Raw genomic sequence first — 25,359 nt, 5'->3', positions numbered from 1 at the left:
GGCGGTTTCGCGCAGGATCTTGTCGTCTTCCATATGCGGTGTGTTCTGTGTGGGCAGGGCCAGCATGACGGCCTGGCCCGAGCGGTCGAGTTTCAAGGCCAGCCGAACGTCGTCGCCGTCGGCCAGATCGCCATGAACGTGAGCCACCACCGACGGGCCGGCCTGCATGCGCACGGTGCCGACGCGCCAGGGCAGGCGTTCACGGAAGTACAGATCGTTGCTGTGATGCAGGGTCGTGCTCACCAGCAGCTTGCCCTGGGGCGAAACCGGCTTCCAGGGCAGGTGCTCGGACAGGCAGTGCACGCAGACCTCGCGCGGCGGGTACTGCACGGTGCCGCACTCGGCGCATTGCTGCAATTCGAATCGACCCTCGGCCGCGGCGGCGGTCAGGCCCAGTGCGCTGCGGCTGCGTATGCCGGGCGGGCGCGTGGGCTGACGGCTGCGGGCGACCGGATCTTTTTTAGGGGGATTGCGCAGAGCTTCGGTCATTTCGCGCTCCCCAGGATGGCGGCCGCCGTGCACAGCCCGCGGTCGTAGTTGATCATGCCGAAGCCGCTCACCAGGCCGATGCGGGCGTCGGCCACCTGCGTCTTGCCCGCGGTGTCGCTGAGCTGGCGCAGCGCTTCGACCATGCCCAGGTAGCCGCCGGCGGCGCCGGCCTGGCCCACCGACAGCTGGCCGCCGCTGGTATTGAAGGGCATCGTGCCGTCCACCGTGAAGGTGTTGCGGCGCACGTAGTCGGTGGCTTCGCCCTTGGCGCACAAGCCGAGGTCTTCGATTTGCATGAAGTTGATGACGGGGTAGTCGTCGTAGGCCTGCATGAAGTCGATGTCGGCGGGCGCGGCGCCGGCCTGCGCATATAGATCGTCGATGTCCAGGGTCCAGCCGCCGCGCGTCTGGATGGGGTCTTCGTGCCAGGCGTTATGACGCTCGATGGTACCCAGGATGCGGGCATAGGGCAGACCCAGGTCCCGGGCGCGCGTTTCTTCCATGACCAGGAACCCTTCGGCGCCGGCGCAGGGCATCACGCAGTCGAAGAGGTGGATGGGGTCGGTGATGACGCGCGCTTCCAGGTATTGCTGCAGCGTAAGCGGCTTTTTCATGAGCGCGTGCGGAAAGCGCAGCGCATTGTCGCGCTGGGCCACGCAGAGCTTGCCGAAGTCTTCGCGCGTGGCGCCGTAGGTGCGCATGTAGTGCGCCGTGAGCAGGGCGAAGCTGGCGTTGGGGCCGCCTGCGCCGTAGGGGTACACGCCGTCCTGCGCGAAGCGCGAGAACTGGCTGACCGTGTTGCGGAAGGAGTCGACGTGATTCGTGTCGCCCGAGATGCAGGCGACCACGCCGGCATCGCCCGCCTGCACGGCGCGGGCCGCGCGGCGCAGGCCGATCACGCCGCTGGCGCCGCCCGTGGGAATGTGGTCGAGCCAGCGCGGGCTCATGCCCAGGTGCTGCATCAGGCCCACGGCGGTGTCGGGGGCGAGCGTGAAGCTCGAGACGCAGACGCCGTCGACGGCGTCCTTGGGCAGGCCGGATCGGCGCACCAGCGCGCCCAGCGCACGGCCCAGCCACCAGTGTGCGGCGTGCGTCGAATAGCGTTCGTAGGGAATGGTGACGGGCAGGGCCGCCACGACGCCGTCGTAGCTCTGGCGCGCCATCAGTGCACCTCCTCTTGGCGTTTCTTCAGCGCGGTAGTATCGACGCAGTTGGGTTGGCCCAGATAGCCGGGCGCGAGTTTCTTCATCTCGCCGCGCTGGATCTTGTTGGTGGTGGTCAGTGGCAGGGCGTCGACGAAGACGATATAGCCGGGCACCTTGTAGTAAGCCAGCTCGCCCAGGCTCCATTGCACCAACTCGCGCGCCGCTGCCGGCATGTCGACGGGCATGGACTCGGGCACGATGCAGGCCAGCACCTCGTCGCCGCGGATGGCGTCGGGCACGGCTGCCACCGCCACGGTCTTGACCAGGGGGTGGTTGAGCAGAATGGTTTCGACCTCCACCGCCGAGATGTTCTCGCCGCTGCGGCGGATGACGTTCTTCTTGCGATCGACGAAGCGGATCATGCCGTCGGCGTCGCGGCGCACCAGATCGCCGGTGTGGAACCAGCCGCCCGCCCAGGCTTCGTCGGTGGCCTGAGGATCTTTGAGGTATCCGGCGAAGAAGCCGAAGCGCGGATTGGCGCCGGCGTGGCGCACCAGCAGTTCACCGGGCGCGCCGATGGCGGCGTCCTGGCCGTCGTCGGCGACGATGCGCACTTCGACCTCGGGCTCCTGCGTGCCGATGCTGCTGGTGCCCACGTAGCGCGGTTCCCGGGTGGCGCCGATGACCGCGCCGTTGCCGGTCTCGGTCATGGCCCAGGCCTCGATCAGCGGAAAGCCGAAGCGCGCTTCAAAAGCGGCATGCAGCGAGCGCTCGACGCCGGCGCCGAAACCGAAGCGCACGTCGTGCTTGCGGTCGTCGGGGCTGACGGGCGCCTTCATGAGAATGGCCGGCATCACGCCCAGGTAGTGGACCACGGTGGCGCGCGAGCGGCGCACGCTGTCCCACCAAGTTCTGGGATGAAAGCGGTCGAGCACGATGAGGCAGCCGCCGGTGGTGATCATGGCCAGGGTCGAAACGGCCTTGGCGTTCATGTGCACCACGGGCAGAGGCGTGATCATGCGCTCCTGGCCTGCGCGCAAGGTGCACAGACCGCCGATGGTGGCGTACCACTTGCCGCATTGCAGGTAGTACTCGTTGGTAAGAATGCAGCCCTTGGGGCGGCCGGTGGTGCCCGAGGTGTAGAGCAGGCCGCACTCGGTGGCGGCGCCCAGCGGCTGGCCCGCCAGCGGCGCCGGCGTCAGCGCAGGCGGAGGCGTGTCGTCCGCCGCCATGGTGTGCAGCGGGCGGCCGGCGCGCTGCGCAGCTTCCTGCAGGCCCGCATGCCGGCCGGGCAGGGCCACGGCCAGGATCAGTTCGGAATGGCCGATGAGGTATTCGAGTTCGGCGGCGCGCAGGTCGGCGTTGATGGGCACGACGGAGGCGCCCAGCGCGTTCAGCGCGAACCAGTGCAGGAAGAAGGCCGGACGGTTTTCCAGCAGCAGGCCCACGCGGTGGCCGTGGCCGTAGCCCGCGGCGGCATAGGCGTCGCGCAGGCGATCGATTTGAACCAGGGCGTCCGCATAGCTCAACTCGCCGGCCGCGATGCCGTAGGCCTCGGCGGTTTCAGGCAGGACGCAGAGAAAAGGATTCTTGCCCCACTTGGCCGTGGTGTCGCAAAAAACCTCGTAGACCGTTTTGGCGCTCACAGACATTCCCTTGAATACCGTCTTACATCAAAAGCTGGATATTGCCGAATGCAGCGTCGCAGTTCACCAGGTCGACCTGCTTGAAGCGGATCTTGAGCTGGCCGGCTTCGTCGGCCAGGTGGTGCGTGGCCCAGCCGGCATATAGCGTCTGCTCGTCGCCGCGCGTCTCCACATAGTGAAACGCGGTGCGCGTCACGTAGCGGCCTTCTTCGGGCTTGTGCTCGACGTGATCGGTTTCGACGGTAGGCATTTGCAATAGGTGGTGGCAGCGGCTCCTGGGCTGCTGCGAGAACGTGCGCTGCCCGGCCAGTCGTTCGACACGTACGCGCAGCAGCAACTTGTTTTCGTGCATCAGCGAGGTATGCAGGCGCGCGTCGGGCTGGCCGTGCGTGAGCGGCATCCAGTACCAGGCGTCTTCGCTGTAGAGGTCGAGCCAGGCGTCGAATTTTTGCTCGTCGATCAGGCGCGCTTCGCGATAGACGAAGGCGATGAGTTGTTGGTCGGTGCGGCTCATTTCGCGCCCTCCGTCATGTAGCGGGCCCAGGCTCGGTACTGATTGCGCATCTGCCATTCGCTGGTGCCGTTGACGACGTCGTTTTCGCGTTCGGTCTCGCCGGGTTCGAGCAGGCGGGCCACGTTGACCCAGTCGCGCGCGCGGGCATGCGCGAGGCCTTGCTGGGCGCGTTCGTACATTTCGAGGTCGTCGTGGCCGACCATGGAAGTCGGCGCATTGATGAGCCGGTTGTACATGGTGGTGCGCTCGAGCAGCATGTCGGGCGCGCCCACCAGGCGGAAGGTCCACGATTCCACCAGCGTGCGGTCGGCCGCCAGAGGCCTGAAGATGCGCAGGATCTGGATGGGGCCCTTGACCATGATGTGCGGGAACAAAATGGTGTTGTGGCGCGTTTCGCCCAGGATCTGGTGCGCGCGCGCTTCGCCGTAGGCGGCGACCATCGAATCCCAATAGCCGGGAATGTGCGAATAGTTGGAATGGATCGACCCCGACACGCCGGTGTGGCCGTGGCCGTTCTTCCAGACGCGGATTCCGGTGTTCTCGTAGAACTCGTAGGGCGAGATGAAGGGGGCGAAGAGCTCCACGGCCATGGGCTTGGGCGTGCCTTCGGGCGCCTCTTGCCAGACACGCACGGCAGTGCCGGCCGAAGATTCGTGCGCCACCATGGGGTGGCAGGTGTCGGTCTGGTTGTCGACCAGCATCTTCCAGTTGCAGCGGTGCATGTAGCGCAACACGCCGCCGGCCACCTCCAGCCTGCCCTCGGGCGAGCGGTCGACCATATTGTCGATGGTGCTGAGCGACTCGCCGAAGAAGTCTTCGAAAGACTCGCCGCTTGCGCTCAGACGGCAGAAGACAAAGCCGCGATAATCGCGGACGTTGGCCACCGCTTCAAGGCCGCGGCTGGCTTCCGTGTTTTCGAAGCCGGTGTTCTCGTAGCCCTTTTTGAGCGGCACCGACAGCAGGCTGCCGTCGGTCTTGAAGGTCCAGGCATGATAGGGGCAGCGGAAGAACTTGCCGGTATTGCCATGGCCTTCCGGCGCCACCTGAACGCCCTTGTGGGCGCAGCGGTTGTACAGCACGCGGATGCTCTGGTCGCTGTGGCGCACCATGACCACCGACTGGTCGCCCACGGTGGTGGCGTAGAAATCGCCGGGCTTGGGCACCTGGCTCTCGTGGCCCACATAGACCCAGGTCGCGGCGAAGAGGCGCTCCATCTCGATCTCGTAGAGCTCCTGGCTGATGAAGATATCTTTGTGGACCTGGGTGTCCTGCACCAGATCGCGGATGGCCTGGGGATTGTCGCGGTAGAAAGATTGAGGCATGGGAAGGCTCCTCAAGGCTTACAGGTCGAGCACCAGGCGCGCCGACTTGGCGCGCGAGACGCAGATCTGGATGACGTTGCCCTTGGCTCGTTCGGCTTCGGACAGGTAATAGTCGCGGTGATCGGGCGTGCCGTCGAGCACGGTGGCCTGGCAGACCCCGCATTCGCCGCGCTTGCAGTCGTACATGGGATCGCAGCCGGCCTCTTCAAGCACGTCGAGGATGGTCTTGTCGGCCGGGATGGTGAACACCTTGCCGGACTGTTTGAGTTCGACTTCGAAAGCGCCGTCGCCGGCTTGCGGCACGGCGGCGGTGAAGAGCTCGAAGTGCACCCGCTTGCTGTCCCAGTCGCGCGCTTTGGCGCCGGCGATGACGGCGTCGATCAGGCCCTTGGGGCCGCATACGTAAATGTGCTCGCCGGCGGGGGCGGCGTCGAGCAGGGCGTCGAGCTTGAAGGCGCTGTCGGGTTCGTCGTCGGCATGAACGACCAGCTTGTCGCCGGCCAGCGCCTGCAGTTCGTCGATGAAGGCCAGCTGGCTGCGGCTGCGGCCGCTGTAGTGCAGGGTGTAGTGGCTGCCTTTGCCGGCGAGCGAGGCCGCCATGCTGGCGATGGGCGTGATGCCGATGCCGCCGGCGATCAGCACGGTGCTGCCGGGATGGTCTGCCAGCGGAAATTCGTTGGCCGGGCCTTGCGCGGTGATGACGTCGCCTTCTTTCAGCCCGTGCATATAGCGCGAGCCGCCTTGGCTGTTTTCTTCTAGACGCACGCCCAGGCGGTATTGCCTGGGCGTGCCGAAGCTGTCGCCGCCGGCGTTGATGAGCGAGTAATTGCGCGGATCGTGCAGGCCGGGTATCTGGACCTTGATGTGCGAGCCCGGACTGTAGGCGGGCAGGGCGCCGCCGTCGGCGCTTTCCAGGCGGAAAGAACGGATCAGGGGGGATTCTTGCCGGACTTCCCGGACGATGAGCATGAGGGTTTGCATGGCGATGATTCCGTGAGTGCGCTCAGGCCGCCTCGGCGGCCGGCGGCGACTGCAGCTTTTCAGCGGCCTGGCGCTCAAGCGGGGCGCACTGCACTTCGGCCAAGGCCGTGGCGCGCAGTTCGCGCAAGGCCTGCGCGGCGTCGGGCTGGCCCAGCATCGCTTCGGCGGTCTGGATCAGCGTGCGGTACTTGCCGCCGCCGCGCGCGTGGGTGTCGCTATAGCCTTTGACCAGGCGACGGCATTCCACCACTTCGACGGCCAGCGCGTAATCGCGCGGCGCAATGCGAGCGACGAGATCCAGCCATTGCGCGAGACTGGCCGCTTCGGCTTGGTGGCGCAGCGTGCTGCGGCGCCAGCGGCGCATGCCGGCCATGCAATACAGCGAGAGAAAGCCCAGGAGCTTGCCGCTCTGCAGGCGCTTGCCGCGCACGAGGCGGCGCTCGATGAGCTTGCCCAGCGGGGCGCTTTCCAGCCAGCGGCCCATCTTGACGGGCAGGGTGCCGCAGATTTCTTCCAGGCGCGGATGCATGAAATCGACGATGTAGAGCTGCTGTCCTTCCTTGACGCCGACTTCCTGGCCGACGCGCTCGAAGCGCGCGCCGCGAGTTTTGAGATCCGCGACGCGGATCACGTCGTCGTAGCTCATGGCCACCGCCACGTAGCGCGCGGCCGAGCGGGTCAAGGCCCAGTCTGCCTTCTCGCCGCCGTACTGCACGTCGAGCTGGCGGATGGCGGCCATGCGCTCGAGGTATTCGCTGGCATAGGCCAGGTCTTGATAGTCGATCAGGCGGCGCAGGCCGGCCACCAGCATGGGACGAGCCTGCGCCGGAAAACCGGTGTGCACGCGATCGAGCAGAGCCTGTACGCGTTTGTTCGAGGCCGTCATGGGGACGTCGGGCTCGGGGCGGGCGAGATCGACGGACGGCGCCTGGGCGGGCGCGTTGGCGGCGCCGTCGTAGCCCAACGAGAAGGCGCGCAGGCTGGCTTCGACGCCCACGCCGGCGCGGCGAATGGTGGCTTCGAAAGCGTCGCGCGCGAAAGGCAGGGCCTTGCTGCCGGCGATGGCGCCGAACATGCTGGCGCTGATCACGCTGCCGGCTTTTTCCGCTGTGGCCTGCAGGTCGAAGCAGATGAAGCGCTTGGCGGCGTCGCGGGCGACTTCGATGACTTTATTGGGATCGGCGATGCCGTTGCCGGGCGCGGTCTTCTCGTCGATGGCGTAGCTGCGGTGCGAGGAGCTGATGAGTACGCTGCGGTCGGGGGTGACCAGGCCGCGCTGCATGGCGCGGCCGGCTTCCATCAGCTCGGCCGCGACGATCAGGTCGACGTCGCCGGGCGTAGGCATGAGGGCCAGCGTCGGACCATGGCCGGCGCGCGCGATGTCTTCGCCGGGCACGATCTCCAGGTAATAGATGGTGGCGCCGGTGCGCTGCGCCACGCCGGGCACCGAGGTGGTCTGCGCCCACCAGCCGGCGTGCTCGGCCATGTCGACGATCCAGTCGGCCAGCACGCCGCCGCCCTGGCCGCCCATGGCCAGCACGGCGATCTTGATCGGATTGGAGGGAATCAGTTTTGCCGGGGAATCCATGATGACTTCGATGTCCTTGCGTGCAGCGCTTACAGCGCGTAGCGGGCCAGCCGGGCCGCGCGGCGGCGCTGCAGGAAGCCGATGACCGCGCCCCGCACGCGTGCGGCGTAGAGATCCCACTTGGTGGGGTTGTGCACGACGTCGGCGCGGTAGAACGACGGGCAAAGCACGGCGGCGTCGGCCACCTCGCCGCAATTGCCGCAGCCCACGCAGCTGCTGTCCACCGAGGCCACGGGGTCGACCTTCAGCGGATCGCCGCTGTCTTTGACCGACAGTGACGGGCAGCCCGACAGGCGGATGCAGGCGTGGTCGCCCGAGCACACGTCGGCATCGACGCCGAAGCGCTCCTTGACCACGCGCTTGCCTTCCTTGACCGCTTTATTGAAGGCAGGCTTGACGCGGCGCTGCTTGTTCAGCATGCACTCCGACTGCGCGATGATGACCTTGGGGCCGACGGCATCGGTCGTGAGCGCCTCTTCGAGGACGGCGCGCGCGCGGTTCACGTCGTAGGTGCGGTCGATGACCCGCAGCCACTGCACGCCCACGCCGCGCACCGCGGCTTCGATGGGGTTGTTGGTGACGCGCATTGCGTTCTGCGCGCGCGAAGAGAGAATGTCCTGGCCGCCGGTGGCCGAGGAGTAATAGTTGTCGACGATGACGATGACGCCGTCGTACTTGTTGAACACCGCGTTGCCGATGCCGGAGGTCAGGCCGTTATGCCAGAAGCCGCCGTCGCCCATGATGGAGATGGCCCGCTTGGCGCCCTTGACGTTGAAGGCCGCGCTGCTGGCCGCGCCCAGGCCGTAGCCCATGGTGGTTGCGCCCAGGTTGAAGGGCGGCAGAATGGAGAACAGGTGGCAGCCGATGTCGCAGCTGATGTGATGTTCGCCCAGCTTTTCCTGCACTAGTGTGATGGCCGAGAAGATGGGCCGCTCGGGGCAGCCCGTGCACAGGCCGGCGGGGCGTTGCGGCACGACCTTGGCCAGGTCGGCGATGCGCTTGTGCAGCGTGATGGGCTGCTCGGCCGGACGCGGGCGCGAGACTTCGGTGATTTCCAGTTGATTGCGCGCGGTGGCGTCGGCGGCTACTGCCTGGTGCGCGTGCAGGGCCTCGACCTTCCACTCTTTGAGAAAAGCCTCGATGCCGTTGCGCAGAACGGTGGTGGTGTATTCGCCGGCCATGGGCAGGACGTTCTTGCCCCACAGCGGCGTGGGCACGTTCGCCTTGCGCAATATGGCGTGGATGTTCTGTTCGAGGTAGTCGGGCTGGCCTTCTTCGAGCAGCAGTACGGCTTTTCTGGCGCGGCAGAACTCGGTGATCTCGCTGTCGATGACGGGATAGACCACGTTCATCACGTACAACGGAATGCGGCTGTTGCCGAAGTGGTCGGCCAGGCCCAGCAGCTGCAGCGCGCGGATGGCGTTGTTGTAGACGCCGCCCTGCACGATCAGGCCGATGTCCTGCATGTCGCCGTCGAAGAATTCATTGAGCTTGCGCGATTTGATGAACTCGACCGCGGCGGGCCAGCGGGTCTTGACCTTTTCGTGCTCGTGCACGTAGGCGGCCGGCGGCAGCACGATGCGGTTGACGTCGCGTTTGGGCGATTCCATGGCCTGGGCCAGGGTGTAGGCGGGGCGCTTGTTGTCCTTGGCGATGAAGCGGCCGTGCACATGGCAGGCGCGCACGCGCACCTGCATCATCACCGGGGTATTGCTGGCTTCGGACAGCTCGAAAGCGTCTTCCACCGACTTGACCATGGTTTCGAGGTTGGGACGCGGGTCGAGCAACCACATTTGCGACTTCATGGCGAAGGCGTGGGTGCGCTCCTGCATGATGGAGGAGCCTTCGCCGTAGTCTTCGCCCACGATCACGACCGCGCCGCCGGTGACGCCGCCCGAAGCCAGGTTGGCCAGCGCGTCGGAGGCCACGTTGGTTCCCACGGTGGACTTCCAGGCCACTGCGCCGCGCACGGGGTACATGACCGAAGCGGCCAGCGTGGCCGCCGCCGTGGCTTCGGAGGCGCTGGTCTCCAGATGCACGCCGAGCTCTTCGAGAATGTCGTTGGCATCGGACAGCACGTCGATCAGATGCGAAATGGGCGAACCCTGATAGCCGCCCACATAGGCGACGCCCGACTGCAACAACGCCTTGGTAATGGCGAGAATGCCTTCGCCGCGGAATTCCTCGCCGGCGCCGATGCGCAGTTGCTCGACTTCTTTCTTGAACGATCGCTCAGCCATGGTTTTTTCTCCCGGAAAACTACTTTAGGAGTCAACTATTTAGATGTCAATCAAAAAGATGAATTTTCATGAAAATAAAAAATTAGTCCAATAAAACAAGGGTGTATATACTCGTTATCCATGCGCAAAATGTTGCATCGCAGGGTTCTCTACATGCACCTTTTTCGTGATTTTTAGGGGTAAACCCGGATGAAAGATGGGCCACAACAGGGCATGAACAGGGTGCCTCCGTTTATCGACGGCTATTTGCCTTATCTGCTGGCCCAGGTAAGCCACAGCATCTCGGCCGAGTTTCATACCCAAGTTCACGAGGCCGGCCTGTCGGTGACGCAATGGCGGGTGTTGAGCAGCCTGCGCAGCAGCGACGGCGGCATGACGATAGGCGAACTGGCTTTCCATACCGTCACCAAGCAGCCCACGTTGAGCAAGGTGGTGCAGCGCATGGCGGTCGACGGTCTGGTGTCGCGCACCGAAGTGCGCGCCGACCGGCGCCAGACACGGGTGCTGCTGACCGCCAAGGGCGGCCGGATGGTCGAGGTTTTATGCGAACAGGCGATGCGGCATCAGATGGCCGTGCTTCAGCCCTTCGGCGAAACGCGCGCTGCAGAACTCATGGAGATGCTGCGCACGCTGATGCTGTCGCACGCCTTTCCGCCCAAGTGAAACGAGAGCCGAGCCGGGTCAGGCTTGGTCTTCGTTCTCGTCTTCGTCGTCTTCCAGCGGCGGCAGCTCTTCTTCTTCCAGCGAAAAAGGCAGCACGTCGGACAGCACGTCCGACCAGGCGGATTCCTCGCCGTCGTCGTCGATCTTGACGAAACGTTCGCCCTCGTTGGGCGAAAGCTGGATGGCCAGCAGGTAGAGGCAGTCGTAGGCGTCGGCGCTTTCGGGCAGGCCTCCGCTCTGGCCCAACAGGCGCGAGTCCCGACCGCCCAGTTGCACGTGCAGCCGGTCTTCGTCCTGGGCGGATTTTTCTTTCTCGTCGAGCGTCGAGCCGAAGGTGACCCATTCGGCGCCGTCTTCGTCCACGTCCACCTCGGCCAACACCGGCCGGCCCAGGTAGGTCGTGAGGGCATCGGCCGTCTTGGCGAGCATGTCCAGCTCGGCTTGTGTGAAGCGCAGCGGGGCGGAGGAGGCGGGGGTGACGGACATGGAGCGCGGCAAAGTCATGAAGAAACCGGGGCGTTCATTGTAGTGCGCCGTTGCCGCTTCCAGAGGCGCCAGCCCACCAGCGCCCCGCCGAAGCCGGCGAGCGCGGCTACGCCCAGGGCCCAGCGCGGCCCGAATTCATTGGCGATCCAGCCGACGAAGGGCGCGCCCACAGGCGTGCTGCCCATGAGCACGGCCATGAGAATGGCGATGACCCGGCCGCGCATGGCCGGCTCGGTCGACAGCTGCACCAGGCTGTTGGTCGAGACCGTGATGGTCTGGGCCGCGACGCCAAGCAGGACGAGCGCGGCGCCGAAGAGCCAGTAGGTCGGCATGAGCGCGGCAACCGCGCAGCCCGCGCCGAACGCGATGGCGCCCGCGTAGATCCAGCGCAGCCTGGGCCTGTCTCGCCCCGCGGCCATCAGCGCGCCGCAGACCGAACCCACGGCCATCATGGTGGTGAGCAGGCCATAGCCGCTGGCATCGCCATGAAAGGCGGTGACCGTCATGGTGGAGATGAAGATGGGAAAGTTCAGGCCGAACGCGCTGATCAGGAAAATCGTCAGCATGAGGGCGCGCAGGTCTTCGCGCTGCCACACATAGCGCAGGCCCGCGATCAGGCTGCCGCTGCGTTTTGCGACACGCTCTTTCTGGATGTGAAGCTGGGATAGGTCGAGCCGGCGCAGGGCAACGAGCACCGCAACGAAGGACGCGGCATTCAGGATGAAAGCCCAGCCCGTGCCCGCGGCCGAAATGATCATGCCCGCGAGCGCGGGCCCCACCATGCGGGCCATGTTGAACGAGGTGGAGTTCAGGGCCACCGCGTTGCCGATGTCCTGCTCGCCGACCAGGTCGGACACGAAGGTCTGCCGCGCCGGCGTATCGAAGGCGGCGGTGCAGCCCAGTGCGAGCGCAAAGCCGTAGACGTGCCAGAGCTGCGCGGCGCCGCTCAGCGTGAGCAGGCCCAGTCCCAGGGCTAGAAGGCCCATGAGGCCCTGGGTGCAGAACAGCACCTTGCGGCGGTCGAAATGATCGGCGACGTAGCCGGTGAGTCCGAGCAAAAGCACCTGCGGGCCGAACTGCAGCGACATGGTGATGCCGACGGCGGCAGCGTCGTGATGCGTGAGTTCGGTCAGCACCAGCCAGTCCTGGGCGGTACGTTGCATCCAGGAGCCGATGTTGGAAATCATCGAGCAGCCGGCCCACAGGCGATAGTTGCGCACGAGCAGCGAGCGGAACATGGGTTTCATGCCGGCTCCGCCGGGTTGCATGGCGCCGGCGCGCCTATTCGGAGAATTGCAGCGAGCGTCGTGGCCATTTCCTCAGGCCCGGGTGCGTTCGAGCAGATCCAGGACGTCGCGCGTCGAACCGGTTTCGCCCAGGCGGGGGAAGATGCGCGTCAGGCTGTTGTGGTGGGCATCGGCGTTCAGGTCGGTCATGGCGTCGACGGCCAGCGTCACGTTGTAGCCCAGCTCGTAGGCCTGGCGCGCGGTCGATTCGACGCCGATGCTGGTGGCGATGCCGCACAGCACGATCTGGGTGACGCCCAGGCTCCTGAGCTGGGCATCGAGGTCGGTGTGCATGAAGGCGCCCCAGGTGCGCTTGGTGACGAGACGGTCCTGCGGCTGGCGCGCGATTTCGGGGACGAGTTCGGCCCAGTCGAGGGGGAGCGTGCCGGCGCGCCGAGGCTGTTCGGTGCGGCCAGGGGCGCCGCCCGCCACATTGACCAGCGCCACGGGCAGGCCGCGCCTGCGAAAGGCTTCGGCCAGCTTGGCGCAGCGCTCGACGACCGGTGCGGCCGGATGCGGGACGGTGGGCAGGGCGACGATGCCCTTCTGCAGATCGATGACGACCAGGGCGGTGTTGGAGTCTAGCGTGGTGAGCGGCATGGCAGGCAGTGATATCCGATTCGTTCAGGCGAGTTCCAAAATAGTAGAGAATGTCCTCGCATATTTCAAATCAAGACATCGGACAATGATTTCAAGGCGTTTTTGATTACAGAATGCTTATGGAAAATTTGCCTTCCTTGATAAAATGCGAGGATAAATTCAATTTTTCTCAAATTTCCGTCCCCCGTACATACGCTGCCCGACCGCCATGGCCATTGCCGCAAGTTCCGATCCCGTCGCCGCCGGCACGTTGGCGCCCAAGCACGAACGCGGCCGCCGGCGCGTGCAGGCCATCATGTCGGCAGCCATGGATGTATTCGCCGAAAAGGGGTTCGATGCCGCGACGATGACCGAGATCGCGGCGCGGTCCGGTACCGCCGTCGGTTCGCTGTATCGATTCTTCTCTTCCAAGGAAGCGTTGGCCGACGCGTTGCTGCTGCGCTATACCCAGCACGCGGAGCAGGGGCTGGAGGAAATCAAGCGTCAGTTGCCCGGCCTGTCGGCCGAGAGCGTGGCCGGTTTGCTGGTGGATTTCATGGTGGCTTTGCAGGCACAGCGTCGCTACGCCCTGGTACTGCTGGATGCGCGCGGCGGCAGCGGCGATCGTCGCGTGCAGTTCCGGCGTGCAATAAGGTCGGGCCTGGCGGCCATCCTGCGCAAGGTTTCGGACACGCTGACCCCGGCCCGGGCCCGGGCCATGGCGCCGGTGCTGCTGCACCTGCTCAAGGGCGTGGCCCTGGCCCGCGACGAAGAGCCTGCCGTCCAGGCCTCGCTCACGGGCGAGATCCGCGAGCTGGTGAGGCTTTATTTGCTGTCGGTGCGATAGCGATCGGCCGCGCCACGCTGCGCCGGTCGCGGGTTCGGCCGCCCGCCGCGTCGATCAATCCCACGCAGCATGCAGGCCGCTCACCCGGCGCAGCTGCGTCCTGTCCAGGTCGGCGACGCTGCAGCAGCCCAGCAGGCCGAGCGTGCGGTCGATTTCCGTCTTCAGGATATGCAGGGCGCGTTCTACGCCCGGCTGACCGGCGGCGGCCAGGCCGTAGGTCGTCGCGCGGCCGACCAGAACCGCGCTCGCGCCCAGGGCCACGGCCTTGAGTATGTCCGAGCCGCGGCGAAAACCTCCATCGAGCATCACGGCCAGCTTGCCGCCGACCTGGCGCACGACATCGGGCAGCACGTCCATGGCCGACACCGCGCCGTCGAGCTGGCGGCCGCCATGATTGGACAGCACGATGCCGTCCAGTCCGGCGTCCACGGCTTTCTGCGCATCCGGCGCGCACATCACGCCCTTGACGAGCAATTTGCCAGGCCAGAGGTCGCGCAGCCAGGCGATGTCGTTCCACGACAGGGAGGGATCCAACTGCCGGCCCAAGGTGATCGTGGCGCCTTTGACGCTGTTCTGCCCGGGCGGCAGCAGATCGCCCAGATTGGCGAAGCGCGGCATACCGCTCGGCCACAGCACATTGGCCATCCAGCGCGGGTGGCGCAGCACGTCGAGTTTGTTGCGTAAAGTCAGCTGCAGGGGCCTGGCGTAATTGCGCAGGTCCCATTCGCGCTTGCCGAAGACGGCGCTGTCGGTGGTCACCACCAGCGCTTCGACGCCCGCGGCCCGCGCGCGCTCGGCCAGCTTGGCGACGGCATCGCGCGAGCGGTACAGATAGACCTGCATCCATATGCGTCCGCCCGCGCGCCGCACGACCTCTTCCAGCGCCACGGTCGATACGTTGCTCAGCACGAAAGGCACGCCGGCTGCTGCGGCGGCGCCGGCCATCTTGACGTCGCCTTCGCGGAACATCATGCCGCTGTAACCGGTCGGACCGATCAGAAAGGGCGCCTCGATGCGCCGGCCGAAAAGGTCCACGCCCGTGCTGCGTTTTTCGACGTCGACCAGGGTGCGCGGCACGAAGAAGATTTCGCCGAAGACATCGCGGTTGCGCCGCAGGGTGGCTTCGTCGTCGGTGCCGCCCTCGATGTATTCAAAACAGAAATTCGGCAGCCGACGGCGCGCCATTTCCCGCAGATCGTCGATGCCATGGGCGCGATCGACGTCGCACCCCGAGTAATAGCGGCGGTTCAATTGCATGCTCCTCGTGTGCCCTGTGTCCGACGTGTATCGCCCGATCGGTCTCAGGTCACCACGCCGACCTGCCAGGGAATGAATTCGCTCTGCCCGTAGCCGTGCAGCTCGCTTTTGGAGCGCTGGCCGGAGGCGCAGGCCAGCATCATCTGGAAGATGGCTTGCCCGAGCTCGTCGATGCTGGCGGTGCCGTCGACGATGCCGCCGCAATTGATGTCCATGTCTTCTTCCTGGCGCATCCACAGGGCCGTGTTGGTCGCGAGCTTGAGCGACGGCGACGGCGCGCAGCCGTAGGCGGACCCGCGTCCCGTGGTGAAACAGATCAGATTGGCGCCCGAGGCGACCTGCCCCGTGGCCGAGACGGGATCGTAGCCGGGCGAATCCATGAACACGAATCCCTTGGCCTGGATCGGCTGCGCATATTCGTAGACGTCGACCAGATTGGTGGTGCCGCCCTTGGCCACTGCGCCGAGCGATTTCTCCAGGATGGTCGTCAGGCCGCCTGCCTTGTTGCCCGCCGACGGGTTGTTGTTGAGCTCTCCGCCGTTGCGCGCGCAGTAGTCTTGCCACCAGGCGATGCGCTTGAGCAGCTTCTCGCCGACGGCCGGGCTCACCGCGCGGCGCGTCAGCAGATGTTCGGCGCCGTAGACCTCGGGGGTCTCGGACAGGATGGCCGTGCCGCCGTGCCGCACGAGCCGGTCGACCGCCGCGCCCAGCGCCGGATTGGCGGAGATGCCCGAATAGCCGTCCGAGCCGCCGCATTGCAGGCCGACGCATAAGTGTGCCGCGGATACCGGCTCGCGCCGTACCCGGTTCGCCTGCTCGAGCATGTCCTTGACCATCGCGATGCCGCGCGCGATGGTCTTGCGCGTGCCGCCGGTGTCCTGGATGGTGAAGCTGCGCAGCTTGAGATCGGTGTCGCTCAGCCCGCCGGACTCGAGCACGCCGTCGATCTGGTTGGTTTCGCAACCCAGGCCGACGAAGAGCACCGCAGCGAAGTTCGGGTGCACCGCGTAGCCGGCCAGCGTGCGGCGCAGTATGCCGATGCCTTCGCCCTGCATGTCGATACCGCAGCCCAGCCCGTGGGTCAGCGCGATGACGCCGTCCACGTTCGGGTAGTCGAAGAGCGCTTCGGGGTTGACGTCGCGCCGGAAGTGATCGGCGATGGCCCGCGCGACCGTCGCCGAGCAGTTCACGCTGGTCAGGACGCCGATGTAGTTGCGCGTCGCGATCCGTCCGTCCGCGCGGCGTATGCCCATGAAATGGGCCGGCTCGTCCACATAGGCGGTCGGATGCGCGTCGGCGCCGAAAGCGTGGTCGCGCTCGAACTCGGACATGCTCAGATTGTGCGTGTGCACATGCTGCCCGCGCGCAATGTCCTGGCTCGCCACGCCGATGATCTGGTTGTAGCGCTTGACCGGTTCACCCGCCTTGATCGCGCGCGTGGCGATCTTGTGCCCGGGCGGTATCAGGCCCGAGACGGCCAGATCTTCGGGCTCGATGCGTGTGCCTGTCATGAGCTGGCGCGTGGCGATGACGACATCGTCGTTGGGATGCAGGCGGATGGCCGCATGCTTGACGGAAACTTGAGTCGACATGGATGTTCTCGAAAACAGGAGGGGCGAGGGCCGGCGACGACGGCCCCCGCAGTCGTGGTCTAGCGGTCGCCTGCCGGATCGATGGGCAGCGGTTCGACGCGGCCCACAAGGACCAGGTAGCTGAACGCGCCTAGGAAGCAGAACCCCCCCGCGACGACGAGCGGAATGGTGAAGGAGCCCTTGGTCAGCGCGAGCATGACGCCCGTGAACGTGGTGATAACGATGCCGGCCAGGTTCGAGGCGAAGTTCTGGATGCCGCCGATCGAGGCGACATAGTCCGGGGTCGGCGCGACTTCGCTGGGCAGCGACCAGATGCTGGCTGCGGCGAATGCGAGGCTGCCGTAGGCGATGCCGAAGAACACCAGCATCAAATACGTATTGCTGGTGAAGGCCGACAGCGTGATGATCGAGGACATGAGCATGCCGCCGACCATGCAGGTCTTGCGCGCGGCGGTCAGGCTCCAGCCGCGGCGGTACAGCGCGTCGGAAACCCAGCCGCCGAGCCAGCCGCTGGGGATGGCCATCAGCGCCGGGATCATGCCCAGCGTGCCGAGCGAGGACAGCGAGAAGCCGCGTGCCTGCACCAGATAGCTGGGGAACCAGGTGATGAAGAAGTAGATCACGAAGTTCAGGCAGAAGAAGCCGAGCATCATGCCCCACAGCGTGCGGTGGCGGAACAGCGAGCCCAGCGACACCTTGTTCGCCGCTCTGGGGGCGGGGGCGGTGTCTTGCTCGCCGGTCATGTCGCCGTGCGCCGGGCTGCGGTAGATGGCGAACCAGCCGATGATCCATACCAGTCCGAGCAGGCCGGTAATGACGAAGGCCGCCTTCCAGCCGAGCTGGCTGATGATCAGGGCCACGACCGGAATCGACAGCGCCGAGCCGACACGCGAGCCGCTGTCGAAGATGCTGGTGGCGATGGCGCGCTCCTGCGGCTTGAACCACTGGCTCACGAGCTTGGCGCACGACGGATAGGCGCCGGCTTCGCCGATGCCCAGCAACAGCCGGCAGCCGAACATGCCCGCCACGCTCGACACCGTGGCGGTCGCCGCCGTGAAGATCGACCACCAGCCTACGGCGATGGGCAGCGCAATGCGCGCGCCGACGCGGTCGGCGAACCAGCCGAACGGTATCTGCATGAACGCGTAGGTCCAGAAGAACCCGCTCAGGATGAAGCCCATCTGGGCCGGGCCGATGCCCAGCTCTTTCTCGATGAACGGGGCGGCCACCGCCAGATTGGCCCGATCGATGTAGTTGATGGCGATGGCGAGAAAGCAAAGAAATATCACCATCCAACGCATTTTTCTCATGAAATGTCTCCTCTTTTCGGCATCTGTATTGTCAAAAATCCCGCCTTGATGCCTGCAGGCGATTTATCGTGTCATGCGTATGGCTCCAGCGCGCGGCTCAGGCGCGGCTGCCCGATTTGCAGGCCCAGTTCGCGCGCCATATCGATCACCGGCCTGAACCGCCGCTGCTTTTTCTGTTCGTGGCTGCGGTGGATGTCGGCCAGGCGATGATCGAGAAAAGGGTTTTCGAAGCGCTCGCGCACGTCCTGCAGATAGGCGCGTGCGTCCGCACCCTCGCCGAGCGCATCGAACACCGGCAGCACTTCGTCCTGCCACAGCGATTCCAGACTGGCGCGCAGGGCGGGGTCGCGCATCGCGTGAAGCACGTTTTCTCGCGCGTCGCGGCCGTCGACCTGCCAGCGCTCGGCGAGCCAGGTATGACCGAGGTTGAGCAGCAGCAGCTTCAGGCGCTCGTAGCGCGGCAGATCTTCGGTGACGACGATCGCCTCGTGTTCGCAAGGCAACACCATGCCCGCGCGCCGTTCTATCGCCCATAGGGCATAGGGTTCGGCGTAAGCGCCCACAGGCCTGATCGGCTCGGAGACGATGCGATCCACCAGCGAATTCACCCAGATGCAGCCATGCTCGACGTAGCGGCTGAACGCAGGATCGCAGCCCCACGCGCGGGCGATATCGGCGACGATGCCGCGCAAGGTGTCGCCGTTGCTCGATATCAATTCGCAGGGCAGCAGCGTCAAAGGCTCGGCGCCCGCCCGAAAGCGTGCATGCAGCAGCACGGCGAGCTTGGCCGCGTATCCGCGCGGAACGCGCGCGCCGTCGTTCAGCAGGTCCGCTGTGTCGTCGGCAAAGCAGGCGTAGCCGCTGTCGCCGGTGTTCGAGATGACGACCTTGGCGTCGCGGGCGAAGCGCTCCATGATTACGGGCCAATCGTCATGGGCACTGAGCGCTTCGTCGATGGCGCGGCATTGCGCCGTGGCGTCGATCACCGATTCGCGCCGCAGGCCCTGGATGCGCACCTCGTAGGCCTTGCGCGCGCGCACGGCCTGGATGCGGGCGCGGCTCTCGGGGTTGGACGTCGTCTGCACGACCGTCACGCGGCCCAGCGCGCGGCCGGCGTCCAGCGCTTCGGAAATGAAGAGGTCGGCATGCGCCTGCAGGAACCGGCTCGTGCCGAATTGAAGAATCGGATTGCCCATCGTCGGGAGGCCGGCTCAGCAGGCGACAAGCGCCTTGATGACGCCGGCGTTCGGATCCAGGAGCTTGGGAAATTCTGCAGGAAGCGCGTCCAGTTCGAGCGTGTGGGTATTGAGCGCCGCGGTCGGAATCTTGCCCGCGCGCATGGCCTCGAGCACTTTTTCGAAATCGGCGACCGTGGCGTTGCGGCTGGCAAGCAGGGTCGTTTCGCGTTTGTGGAATTCCGGGTCGGCAAACGAAATGCGGTCGCTGACGATGGAAACCAGCACATATTTGCCGCCGTGCGCGACGAACTGCAGGCCGCGCTCCATGGCCTTGATATTGCCGGTCGCGTCGAACACCGCATCGAAGAATTCGTTGTCGGTGATTCTGGCCAGTTCGGCCGCGTCGGCGGCCGTCTCGGTGGTGTCCAGCAGCACGGTGTTATCGGCTCCCAAGGCCTGGGCGCAGACCGCGAGCCGGTCTCGCCGGCCGTCGAGCACGCTGACCTGCGCGCCGGCCAGTTTGGCGAAGATCGCCACTGCCATGCCGATCGGGCCGGCGCCCACGACCAGCACACGCTGTCCGGGCCTGGGGTCGGCGCGCGATACGGCATGGGCGCCGATCGCGAGAAATTCGATCATTGCCGTTTGGTCGAGCGTGACGCCGTCGGCCTTGAATACAAAAGCCTGCGGCACCGCCAGGTACTCGGTCATGCCGCCGTCGGTATGCACGCCCAGCACCTTGATGTTGACGCAGCAGTTGCCCTTGCCCGCGCGGCACGCGATGCAGTGCCCGCACGACAGATAAGGCATCACGTAGACTTGGTCTCCCGCCGTGACGCGCGCGCCGGCCGGGGCAGACTCGACGATACCGGCGAGCTCGTGTCCCATGACGCGCGGATAGGCGAGATAGGGCTGGTTGCCTGTGAAAATATGCAGATCCGTGCCGCAGACGCCGACCCGCCGGATGCGGATCAGCACGTCGTCGGGGCCGGCGTTCGGTACGGGGCGTTCGGTCAGCGCGAGCTGACCGGGTTGTTCGCAGATGACAGTCTTCATTGAATGTATTGCCAGTTTGGTCTTACCAATTTGCGAAAGTTAAAATTATTGCGAAAATTGGTCAAGCCAATTTTTATGAACATCGGGAAATTCCGGACATGACAGCCAGACCCTCCGACCCCCGCCGTCTTTATCTCCAGATCGCCGACAAGCTGCGCGATCTGATCACTCGGCCGGAGTTCGTGCCGAACGGGCGCCTGCCGCCCGAGCGCGCTCTGGCCGAGACGCTGGGCGTGTCGCGGCCCTCGGTGCGCGAGGCCCTGGTGGCGCTCGAGCTGGAAGGTCTGGTGGAGATTCGGATGGGCTCGGGCGTGTATGTGTGCTCGACGCCGCCCGAGCCGGGCGCATCGGCCTTTTCCCAGGCTGAACTGGGCGACAGCCTGCTGGACATCATGGGTGCGCGCTGCGTGATCGAAGGCGCGATCGCCGGCAGCGTTGCGCCGTTCTGCAAACCCAAGGATCTGAAAGCGCTGCGCGGCATCTACAACGACATGGTGCGCGAGGTGAAGTCAGGGAAAATTCCGGTCGCTCCCGATCGGGCTTTTCACATCGCCATCGCGCAGATGTCCGGCAACGAAGTGCTGGTGCGCACGGTGACATCGCTCTTCGATGCCCGGCACAGTCCGCTATCGGAAAAACTGCGCGGCCATTTCGAAGACGAGAGCACCTGGCGCTCGACGCACAACGAGCATCTGGCCATTTTGGAAGCACTGGAAGAACACGACCCGATACAGGCTCAGGCAGCCATGCAACGCCACCTGAGGCACTCGTTGGAGCGGGTCATCGCCGACGGACAGCGGACGGACTAGAGCCTCAGTGCGCGGGTCGGCGCCGCATCGTGGCAGCCAGGTAGGCCGCGCAACTCAGCGCCGTGATCCAGAAGCTGCAGGGCCAGTCGGTCCAATAGGCCAGGGCGATGCCCAGCCAGGCCGAGCCCAGCGCCAGCGCAGCCGACAGCGCCAAGCCGGTGCCCACGCGGTGCGTCAGGCGCTGCGCCGCGGCGGGCGGGCCGACCATCAGCGAGAAGACCAGCAGCACGCCCACGACTTGCGTGCTCAGCACCGTGGCCAGCGCGGCGACGGCCATGAAGAGCGAGGCGTACAGGCGCAGCGACACGCCCTTGGCCTGGGCCAGCTCGGGCTGCAGGCTGGCAAAGAGCAGGGGCCGGGATATCAGGGCCAGTCCGGCCAGGCAGGCCAGGCCCAGCCCGAGCAGTACGTGCACCATGTGCGCGGAGACGGCCAGCACGTTGCCGAACAGCAGCGCGGTGGCCTGCGTGGCGTGCGAGGTGTAGAAATGCAGGAACAGCAGGCCCAGCCCCAGCGAGAACGACAGGGCGATGCCGATGGCCACGTCGCGCTGCGCCAGTTTCTCGCCCAGCATGCCGATGCAGACCCCTCCCGCCAGGGCCGCGACCAGCATGCCCTGCAGCGGCGCCAGGCCGATCAGCGCGGCGCCGGTGGCGCCGGAAAAGCCGACGTGCGAGAGCGCGTGGCCGGCGAAAGTCTGGCCGCGCAGCACCAGGAAGTAGCCGACCATGGCGGCGACCACGGCGACGATGCCGGCCGCCGCATAGGCATTGCGCATGAATTCGTAGGCGAACACGATGAATATTCGGTTGGGGGTTGAGCGATCGCGTCAGTGAACGTGGCGGGCGTGGTCTTCGTGCGCTTCATCGTCGTGCTGGTGCGCGCCGCCGTCGGCATCCATGCCGTCGGCCGTGATGAAGATGCGGCCCGCTGCGCGCACGACTTCGATGGGGGTGCCGTACAGGCGCGACAGCACGGGACCGGTGATGACTTCCTGCACCGTGCCCAGGGCGGCATGACGCTGGCCCAGGTACAGCACGCGATCGAGCGCGCCCAGCAACGGATTGAGTTCGTGCGCGCTGAACAGAACCGTGATGCCCAGCTCGGTCTGCAAGGTCTTCACCTGGCGGATCAAGTCCTGCTGGCGACGCGGATCCAGGCTGATCAAGGGCTCGTCCAGAAGCAGCAAACGAGGCCGGCCCAGCAGCGCCTGGGCGAGCAGCAGGCGCTGGCGCTCGCCGCCCGACAGTTCGGAGATGGGGCGGCTGGCCAGTTCGCGTGCGCCGGCCAGATCCAGCACGCGGTCGATCTCGACGCGCGCTGCCTTGCTGTGCAGCGCCAGGCCCGGACGATGTCCGTCCAGCGCACAGGCCACCATGTGCCAGCCGCTCAGGCGCACGCCGGGCAGGGCGCTGCGTGTCTGCGGCAAATAGCCGATGGCCGGATTGCCGCGTTGCGCCGGGCCGCCCAGCACGCGGATGCTGCCGCCTGCGGGCGCGATCAGGCCCAGCAGCGCACGTATCAGCGTGGTTTTGCCGGCGCCGTTGGCGCCCAGCACACCGACGAATTCGCGCGCGCCGATCGCCAGGCTCACGTCGTCCAGAATCGCGCGGCCACCCAGGACCAGGCGCAGGTGCTCCAGCTCGATGGCGGGGCTCGGCATTTATTGCGCCAGGGCCCGCTGAAGCGCGTCGAGCACGTTCATCATCCAGACCTGATAGGCCATGCCTTCGGGTTCGGTCTCGGTGACGGGCAGCACGGGCACGCCGGATTGTTGGGCAAGGGTCTTCATGCGATCGGCCAGTTTGTCGGTGGCCTGGCTGTTGTAGACCAGCAGTTTAACGGCGCGCGTTTTCAGGCTTTGCTCGAAGGCGGCCAGATCCGAGGCGCTAGGCTCGGTGTCGTTCATCACCGCGACCTGAAAAGCGGCATTGCGGTTGCGCAGGCCCACGGCGTCCATCAGATAGCCGAACACGGGTTCGGTGGCGGTGGCGGGCACGCCCGAATACTGCGCGCGCAGCGCGGCGATCTTTGCCAGCACAGGGTGCATGGAAGCCTGAAAGTCGGCCAGCCGCTTGCGGAAATCGGCGGCATGGGCGGGGTCGGCCGCGACCAGTCTTTCGGTCAGCACGGCGGCATAGGCCAGCATGGTCTGCGGGTCGTACCAGATGTGCGGGTTGTCGCCGTCTTTGCGCGCTGCCAGGGAAGCGACCACGAGCAGCTTGTCTGCGCCGCCTTTCGAGGCGTGCGCCAGCTTGCCCATCCAGTCGTCGTAGCCGATGCCGCTTTGCACGAGGATGCGCGCGGCGGCGATGTCGCGCGCCGTCGAGGGCGCGGCTTCGAACAGGTGCGGATCCTGGTCGGGCGATTGCAGAATGCTGGAGACGGTCACCTCGCTGCCGCCGATCTGTCGGGCGATGTCGCCGTAAAAGTTCTCGGCGGCGACGATGGCGACGGGCGCGGCCCAGGCGCCGACGGGGAGCAGACTCAGGCAGGCGGCGAACCAGACGATGATGAGGCGCAGGCGGGGCATAGGGAGTGGTCGAAGGTGAGAAGATCGTATTTGGAATATTATATCATTCCTTTATGCGCCAGCTACAGGCTCGAAAATCCCGTAAATCGGCGCAATGCATGCCCGGGCCGGCGAACCGCCTAAAATGCGGCCTTAACCGAATTTTTCCTACCGATCCGCGATGGCCCAATACGTCTACACCATGAATCGCGTCGGCAAGATCGTTCCGCCCAAGCGGCAGATCCTGCGCGACATTTCTCTGTCCTTTTTTCCCGGCGCCAAGATCGGCGTGCTGGGCCTGAACGGCTCGGGCAAGTCCACCCTGCTAAAGATCATGGCCGGCGTGGACAAGGAAATCGAAGGCGAGGCCATTCCCATGCCGAACCTGAACATCGGCTACCTGCCGCAGGAGCCGCAGCTCAACCCCGAGCACACCGTGCGCCAGGCAGTGGAAGAGGGCCTGGGCGCGGCCATGGCCGCCAAGAAGCGCCTGGACGAGGTGTACGCCGCCTACGCCGAGCCCGATGCCGATTTCGACGCGCTGGCCGCCGAACAGGGCGAACTGGAAGCCATCATCGCCGCGGCCGCCTCCAGCGGCGCCGACGACATCGAGCATCAGATGGAAATCGCCGCCGATGCGCTGCGCCTGCCGCCCTGGGACGCCAACGTGGGCGTGCTGTCCGGCGGCGAGAAGCGCCGCGTGGCGCTGTGCCGCCTGCTGCTGTCCAAGCCCGACATGCTGCTGCTCGACGAACCCACCAACCACCTGGATGCGGAAAGCGTCGAGTGGCTGGAGCAGTTCCTGCACAAATTCCCGGGCACCGTGGTGGGCGTGACCCACGACCGTTACTTCCTGGACAACGCGGCCGAGTGGATCCTGGAACTGGACCGCGGCCACGGCATCCCCTGGAAGGGCAACTACAGTTCCTGGCTGGAGCAGAAGGACGAGCGCCTCAAGCAGGAAGAGGCCAGCGAATCGGCTCGCCAGAAGACCATCAAGAAAGAACTGGAGTGGGTGCGCCAGAACCCCAAGGGCCGCCAAGCCAAGGCCAAGGCGCGTATCGCCCGATTCGAAGAGCTGTCGTCCTACGAATACCAGAAGCGCAACGAAACCCAGGAAATCTTCATTCCCGTGGGCGAGCGACTGGGCAACGAGGTCATCGAGTTCAACGGCGTGAGCAAGGCCTACGGCGACCGCCTGCTGATCGACAACCTCAGCTTCAAGGTGCCCCCCGGCGCTATCGTCGGCATCATCGGCCCCAACGGCGCGGGCAAGTCCACGCTGTTTCGCATGATCGCCGGCCGCGAGCAGCCCGACTCGGGTGAGGTCAAGATCGGCCAGACGGTCAAGCTGGCCTACGTCGACCAGTCGCGCGACGATCTGGAAGACAAGAAAACGGTGTTCAACGCCATCGCCGACGGCGCCGACCTGCTCACCGTGGGCAAGTTCGAGATGTCTTCGCGCGCCTACCTGGGCCGCTTCAACTTCAAGGGCAGTGACCAGAGCAAGGTGGTGGGGCAGCTGTCCGGCGGCGAACGCGGCCGCCTGCATATGGCCAAGACGCTCATCGCCGGCGGCAACGTGCTGCTGCTGGACGAACCCTCCAACGACCTGGACGTGGAAACCCTGCGCGCGCTGGAAGACGGCCTGCTCGAGTTTCCCGGCAGCGTCATGGTCATCAGCCACGACCGCTGGTTCCTGGACCGCATCGCCACGCACATCCTGGCCTTCGAGGGGGATTCGCAGGTGGTGTTCTTCGACGGCAACTACCAGGAATACGAGGCCGACAAGAAAAAGCGACTGGGCGAAGAGGGCGCCAAACCGCGGCGTTTGCGCTACAAAGCCTTGAAATAGTTGT

The 25,359-nt window shown here is 65.8% G+C and carries 23 protein-coding genes; 4 read left to right on the top strand and 19 right to left on the bottom strand.

Going from position 1 to position 25,359, the window contains the following annotated elements:
• The 8 genes from ACTHJ1_RS01565 to ACTHJ1_RS01530 form a co-directional block, all read right to left on the bottom strand.
• On the bottom strand, positions 1 to 489 hold a 489-nt coding region (locus tag ACTHJ1_RS01565; protein WP_440186721.1), incomplete at its 3' end, for a Zn-ribbon domain-containing OB-fold protein.
• A complete protein-coding gene (locus ACTHJ1_RS01560) occupies positions 486 to 1,652 on the bottom strand; it encodes a thiolase family protein (RefSeq protein ID WP_440186719.1) in 1,167 nt (388 codons plus the stop codon). The genes ACTHJ1_RS01560 and ACTHJ1_RS01565, both read right to left, overlap by 4 nt.
• Positions 1,652 to 3,286 carry an AMP-binding protein gene (locus tag ACTHJ1_RS01555; protein WP_440186717.1) on the bottom strand — a complete coding sequence of 545 codons (1,635 nt, stop codon included), beginning with the start codon at positions 3,284 to 3,286 and terminating at the stop codon, positions 1,652 to 1,654. The genes ACTHJ1_RS01560 and ACTHJ1_RS01555 overlap by 1 nt, the downstream gene beginning before the upstream one ends.
• A gap of 16 nt (positions 3,287 to 3,302) precedes the next feature.
• Complete coding sequence (locus tag ACTHJ1_RS01550; protein ID WP_440186715.1) at positions 3,303 to 3,794, bottom strand: aromatic-ring-hydroxylating dioxygenase subunit beta; 492 nt, start codon at positions 3,792 to 3,794, stop codon at positions 3,303 to 3,305.
• The gene (locus ACTHJ1_RS01545; RefSeq protein ID WP_440186713.1) at positions 3,791 to 5,116 is read right to left on the bottom strand and encodes an aromatic ring-hydroxylating dioxygenase subunit alpha; all 1,326 of its coding nucleotides are present in this window, start codon (positions 5,114 to 5,116) and stop codon (positions 3,791 to 3,793) included. Before ACTHJ1_RS01545 ends, ACTHJ1_RS01550 begins: the two co-directional genes overlap by 4 nt.
• Positions 5,117 to 5,134: 18 nt before the next feature.
• Positions 5,135 to 6,097: a PDR/VanB family oxidoreductase gene (locus ACTHJ1_RS01540; protein WP_440186711.1), complete on the bottom strand. Its 963-nt coding sequence runs from the start codon at positions 6,095 to 6,097 to the stop codon at positions 5,135 to 5,137.
• 22 nt (positions 6,098 to 6,119) lie between these two features.
• Entirely contained in the window at positions 6,120 to 7,685 is a 1,566-nt protein-coding gene (locus ACTHJ1_RS01535) for an indolepyruvate oxidoreductase subunit beta family protein (protein ID WP_440186709.1), read from the bottom strand.
• Between the two features lie 29 nt (positions 7,686 to 7,714).
• Entirely contained in the window at positions 7,715 to 9,925 is a 2,211-nt protein-coding gene (locus ACTHJ1_RS01530) for a thiamine pyrophosphate-dependent enzyme (RefSeq protein ID WP_440186707.1), read from the bottom strand.
• 213 nt (positions 9,926 to 10,138) lie between these two features.
• On the opposite strand from ACTHJ1_RS01530, the gene ACTHJ1_RS01525 reads away from it, so the two are divergent.
• Positions 10,139 to 10,588 (top strand): MarR family winged helix-turn-helix transcriptional regulator, encoded by a 450-nt coding sequence (locus tag ACTHJ1_RS01525; RefSeq protein ID WP_440186705.1) that lies wholly within the window; start codon positions 10,139 to 10,141, stop codon positions 10,586 to 10,588.
• 18 nt (positions 10,589 to 10,606) lie between these two features.
• On the opposite strand, the gene ACTHJ1_RS01520 is transcribed toward ACTHJ1_RS01525, so the two are convergent.
• The 3 genes from ACTHJ1_RS01520 to ACTHJ1_RS01510 all read right to left on the bottom strand — a co-directional run bounded on the left by ACTHJ1_RS01520 (position 10,607) and on the right by ACTHJ1_RS01510 (position 12,960).
• Positions 10,607 to 11,074: a hypothetical protein gene (locus ACTHJ1_RS01520; RefSeq protein WP_440186703.1), complete on the bottom strand. Its 468-nt coding sequence runs from the start codon at positions 11,072 to 11,074 to the stop codon at positions 10,607 to 10,609.
• 14 nt (positions 11,075 to 11,088) lie between these two features.
• Positions 11,089 to 12,321 (bottom strand): MFS transporter, encoded by a 1,233-nt coding sequence (locus ACTHJ1_RS01515; RefSeq protein ID WP_440186701.1) that lies wholly within the window; start codon positions 12,319 to 12,321, stop codon positions 11,089 to 11,091.
• Between the two features lie 72 nt (positions 12,322 to 12,393).
• Complete coding sequence (locus ACTHJ1_RS01510) at positions 12,394 to 12,960, bottom strand: isochorismatase family protein (RefSeq protein ID WP_440186699.1); 567 nt, start codon at positions 12,958 to 12,960, stop codon at positions 12,394 to 12,396.
• A gap of 208 nt (positions 12,961 to 13,168) precedes the next feature.
• Between ACTHJ1_RS01510 and ACTHJ1_RS01505 the strand changes: the two genes are divergently transcribed.
• Positions 13,169 to 13,786 (top strand): TetR/AcrR family transcriptional regulator, encoded by a 618-nt coding sequence (locus ACTHJ1_RS01505; protein ID WP_440186697.1) that lies wholly within the window; start codon positions 13,169 to 13,171, stop codon positions 13,784 to 13,786.
• Between the two features lie 54 nt (positions 13,787 to 13,840).
• Here the strand turns inward: ACTHJ1_RS01505 and ACTHJ1_RS01500 are convergent, their stop codons facing one another.
• The 5 genes from ACTHJ1_RS01500 to ACTHJ1_RS01480 form a co-directional block, all read right to left on the bottom strand.
• Positions 13,841 to 15,037 carry an alpha-hydroxy acid oxidase gene (locus ACTHJ1_RS01500; RefSeq protein ID WP_440186723.1) on the bottom strand — a complete coding sequence of 399 codons (1,197 nt, stop codon included), beginning with the start codon at positions 15,035 to 15,037 and terminating at the stop codon, positions 13,841 to 13,843.
• A 50-nt stretch (positions 15,038 to 15,087) separates the two neighbouring features.
• A complete protein-coding gene (locus ACTHJ1_RS01495; RefSeq protein ID WP_440186695.1) occupies positions 15,088 to 16,635 on the bottom strand; it encodes a UxaA family hydrolase in 1,548 nt (515 codons plus the stop codon).
• 59 nt (positions 16,636 to 16,694) lie between these two features.
• Complete coding sequence (locus tag ACTHJ1_RS01490; protein WP_440186693.1) at positions 16,695 to 17,945, bottom strand: MFS transporter; 1,251 nt, start codon at positions 17,943 to 17,945, stop codon at positions 16,695 to 16,697.
• 71 nt (positions 17,946 to 18,016) lie between these two features.
• Positions 18,017 to 19,141 carry a mannitol dehydrogenase family protein gene (locus ACTHJ1_RS01485; RefSeq protein WP_440186691.1) on the bottom strand — a complete coding sequence of 375 codons (1,125 nt, stop codon included), beginning with the start codon at positions 19,139 to 19,141 and terminating at the stop codon, positions 18,017 to 18,019.
• Positions 19,142 to 19,156: 15 nt separating this feature from the next.
• Complete coding sequence (locus ACTHJ1_RS01480; protein ID WP_440186689.1) at positions 19,157 to 20,179, bottom strand: zinc-binding alcohol dehydrogenase family protein; 1,023 nt, start codon at positions 20,177 to 20,179, stop codon at positions 19,157 to 19,159.
• A 98-nt stretch (positions 20,180 to 20,277) separates the two neighbouring features.
• Here ACTHJ1_RS01480 and ACTHJ1_RS01475 point away from each other — a divergent pair, with 98 nt between their 5' ends.
• Positions 20,278 to 20,988 carry a FadR/GntR family transcriptional regulator gene (locus ACTHJ1_RS01475; RefSeq protein WP_440186687.1) on the top strand — a complete coding sequence of 237 codons (711 nt, stop codon included), beginning with the start codon at positions 20,278 to 20,280 and terminating at the stop codon, positions 20,986 to 20,988.
• Positions 20,989 to 20,992: 4 nt separating this feature from the next.
• Here the strand turns inward: ACTHJ1_RS01475 and ACTHJ1_RS01470 are convergent, their stop codons facing one another.
• The 3 genes from ACTHJ1_RS01470 to ACTHJ1_RS01460 are packed head-to-tail and all read right to left on the bottom strand — an operon-like array spanning position 20,993 to position 23,521.
• Positions 20,993 to 21,784: a metal ABC transporter permease gene (locus ACTHJ1_RS01470; RefSeq protein WP_440186685.1), complete on the bottom strand. Its 792-nt coding sequence runs from the start codon at positions 21,782 to 21,784 to the stop codon at positions 20,993 to 20,995.
• Positions 21,785 to 21,817: 33 nt separating this feature from the next.
• Positions 21,818 to 22,651 carry a metal ABC transporter ATP-binding protein gene (locus ACTHJ1_RS01465; RefSeq protein WP_440186683.1) on the bottom strand — a complete coding sequence of 278 codons (834 nt, stop codon included), beginning with the start codon at positions 22,649 to 22,651 and terminating at the stop codon, positions 21,818 to 21,820.
• A complete protein-coding gene (locus ACTHJ1_RS01460) occupies positions 22,652 to 23,521 on the bottom strand; it encodes a metal ABC transporter solute-binding protein, Zn/Mn family (protein WP_440186681.1) in 870 nt (289 codons plus the stop codon). It lies immediately after the preceding gene.
• Between the two features lie 160 nt (positions 23,522 to 23,681).
• On the opposite strand from ACTHJ1_RS01460, the gene ettA reads away from it, so the two are divergent.
• Complete coding sequence (gene ettA, locus ACTHJ1_RS01455; RefSeq protein ID WP_440186679.1) at positions 23,682 to 25,355, top strand: energy-dependent translational throttle protein EttA; 1,674 nt, start codon at positions 23,682 to 23,684, stop codon at positions 25,353 to 25,355.
• The last annotated feature ends 4 nt before the right edge of the window (positions 25,356 to 25,359 follow it).

This window comes from Bordetella sp. (assembly GCF_051960075.1).
GTDB lineage: Bacteria > Pseudomonadota > Gammaproteobacteria > Burkholderiales > Burkholderiaceae_B > Bordetella.
This window is presented reverse-complemented; position numbering and strand designations above follow the sequence as displayed.